Genomic DNA, 2,796 nt, shown 5'->3' on the forward strand with positions numbered 1-2,796 from the left:
AATTATATGCTATCGTTTTGATTTTCACACTATAAAGATACATATAATAGAGCATTCTAACTAATTTTCAAGCATATTTCTTATCCAAAACTCAGGTTACATGCTGTGCGTTGCATGGTGACACGTCCGCTGAACCAACTGACGCCCGAAGAAGACTTCATCCTCGGGGCGATGCTGGGGTATGACCTCTGTGCCCAATGCGAACGTTATTGTGCACGCAAGAACAAACAAAGCCAATAGACGGGAAGGAATCGGCTCCTCACCCCAGCCGTTCTCCAAAATAAATTGACGAAAAGGGCAAGCATCTCTTTCATATTCCAACGGAAGTCCGTATTTTTGTTCGCAGACAACATCCGGCCTGCGGGTTTGCGGCAGGAACGGACGTGACACACATAAGGAATACTAATCTTAAAAACAGAAAAAAACGATGCTTACCCAAATTATCAACGGACGCATATTCACCCCGCAAGGCTGGCTGAATGAAGGTTCTGTCCTGATGAGAGACGGAAAAATACTGGAAGTGACTAACTGCGACCTCGCCCTGATAGGCGCCCAGATGGTGGATGCCAGGGGGATGTACATTGTGCCGGGCTTTGTCTGCATGCACGCTCACGGCGGCGGCGGACACGACTTCACCGAATGCACCGAAGAGGCATTCCGCCAGATTATCGACGCCCACCTGTGCCACGGAGCCACCAGCTTCTTCCCCACCCTTTCGTCGTCACCCTTCAGCAAGCTCTATCAGGCCGCCGAAATCTGCGAGCGGATGATGGCCGAACCGGACAGCCCTGTCCTGGGCCTGCACATCGAAGGGCCTTACCTCAACCCCAAAATGGCCGGCGAACAGTTTGCCGGACAGGTGAAAGAGATTGAGGAAAGCGAATACAAGGAACTGCTGGAGAAGAGCAACTGCATCCGTCGATGGGACGCGTCGCCCGAACTGCCCGGCGCCCTGGACTTTGCACGCTACCTGAAGTCCAAAGGCATCGTGGCCGCCATCTCGCACACCGAAGCGGAATACGACGACATCAAGGCCGCCTATGAAGCCGGCTTCACCCACGCCGCCCACTTCTACAACGCCATGCCCGGCTTCCACAAACGCCGCGAATATAAATATGAAGGAACGGTGGAAAGCGTCTACCTGACGGACGGCATGACCATCGAACTCATTGCCGACGGCATCCACCTGCCCGCCACCATCCTGCGCCTGGCCTACAAGCTGAAAGGCGTGGAGCACACCTGCCTCGTGACAGACGCCCTGTCCTACGCCGCCAGCGAGGGCAAGGAAATCAACGACCCGCGCGTCATCATCGAAGACGGCGTATGCAAGCTGGCCGACCGTTCATCGCTGGCGGGCAGCATAGCCACGACCGACGTGCTGGTGCGCACCATGGTCAAGGCCGGCATTCCTCTGGGCGACGCCCTGCGCATGGCCTCTGAAACCCCGGCCCGCATCATGGGCGTGGACGACCGCAAAGGCTCGCTCCAGAAGGACAAGGACGCCGACGTCCTGATACTGGACGACGAGCTGAACGTACGCGCCGTATGGCAGGGCGGCGCATGCAAGGTGATGAACCTGTAAACAACCGCCTTCACCGCAGACGGACAGTCTGCTGAAGGCGTACGCCTGAGCGAACCGGAACACGAACGGCGCGCATGACACCCAGGACATGCTGCCCGTTGCCCGCACAGAGGCGGCGACGGACGGCGGGCAAGCCCCAACGGATGTCGTCCGCGCCGTTAGCGTTCCATTTTATCATCGCGGAACACGGCATCGCTTCCCCACACCGGGACCGGTCCAAATACAAACAGTAGCTAAAAAAGTTAAACGAATGAACAAAACAGCACGCTACAAGTTTTTTTATGTATAAATTTGCCCCACAAATTGAAAGTTGTTCTGATTTCCGCCTGCATTCCGGCCCATCCTCCCCCTGACTATTCTGACATTCAATCCCCATCATGCCCCAACGGCCAAAGGACGGGAAAAGGAGGGAAAAGCAAAGGAAACGGAAAGAAGTCCGGACAGTTTACTCACTAATAATTTTGAAAGAATGGAAATGAAACAGATGAAAATTGCGGCACTTACGTTGAGCGGTGCAATCTTGTTGGCCAGCTGTGGCACAATGAACAATACGACTAAAGGCGGCCTCATCGGGGGCGGCTCGGGAGCGGCAGCCGGAGCCATCGTAGGAGGACTGATAGGAAAAGGAAAGGGCGCAGCCATCGGAGCGGCCGTAGGCGCGGCCGTGGGTGCCGGCGCCGGCGTGGCCATCGGCCACAACATGGACAAGAAGGCGGCCGAGGCTGCCAAGATTGAAGGCGCACAGGTGGAGAAGGTGACCGACAGCAACGGCCTGGCAGCCGTCAAGGTTTCTTTCGACGCAGGCATCCTCTTTGCCTTCAACTCTTCCACACTGAACAACACGTCGAAGGCATCGCTGCGCGAACTGGCCCAGATCCTGAAGGACGACCCCACGACAGACATCGCCATCATAGGCCACACGGACAAGGTGGGAACCTACGAGGCCAACATGAAGGTGTCCAAGGACCGTGCCTACTCCGTTGAGAACTACTTGCAGGACTGCGGCGTTTCGCCCGCACAGTTCAAGCAGGTGGAAGGCGTGGGCTACAACGAGTATGACGAAAGCCTGACTGCCGAGCAGAACCGCCGTGTAGACATCTACATGTTTGCCAGCGAACAAATGATCAAGAACGCAGAAGCAGCGCAATGACACTCAGGAGGACTTTGCGGATTGTCCGCAACGTAATATTACTCTTCTTTATAACCACTATCGG

General features: G+C 55.7%; 3 protein-coding genes and 1 pseudogene. 3 read left to right on the top strand and 1 reads right to left on the bottom strand.

Annotated elements, in window-relative coordinates; translation table 11 throughout:
• Positions 1 to 96: 96 nt before the first annotated feature.
• A pseudogene (locus Q1Y74_RS13825) lies at positions 97 to 240 on the top strand (DUF2023 family protein); the annotation flags it as partial.
• Positions 241 to 427: 187 nt separating this feature from the next.
• Positions 428 to 1,582 (top strand): N-acetylglucosamine-6-phosphate deacetylase, encoded by a 1,155-nt coding sequence (nagA, locus tag Q1Y74_RS13830; RefSeq protein WP_300814875.1) that lies wholly within the window; start codon positions 428 to 430, stop codon positions 1,580 to 1,582.
• A 10-nt stretch (positions 1,583 to 1,592) separates the two neighbouring features.
• Here nagA and Q1Y74_RS13835 read toward each other — a convergent pair whose 3' ends face one another.
• Positions 1,593 to 1,760 (bottom strand): hypothetical protein, encoded by a 168-nt coding sequence (locus Q1Y74_RS13835; RefSeq protein ID WP_300814876.1) that lies wholly within the window; start codon positions 1,758 to 1,760, stop codon positions 1,593 to 1,595.
• A 297-nt stretch (positions 1,761 to 2,057) separates the two neighbouring features.
• Here Q1Y74_RS13835 and Q1Y74_RS13840 point away from each other — a divergent pair, with 297 nt between their 5' ends.
• Positions 2,058 to 2,732, top strand: coding sequence for an OmpA family protein (locus Q1Y74_RS13840; RefSeq protein WP_300814877.1), 675 nt, complete (start codon positions 2,058 to 2,060; stop codon positions 2,730 to 2,732).
• Positions 2,733 to 2,796 lie beyond the last annotated feature (64 nt).

The organism is uncultured Bacteroides sp. (genome assembly GCF_949298305.1).
GTDB lineage: Bacteria > Bacteroidota > Bacteroidia > Bacteroidales > Bacteroidaceae > Bacteroides.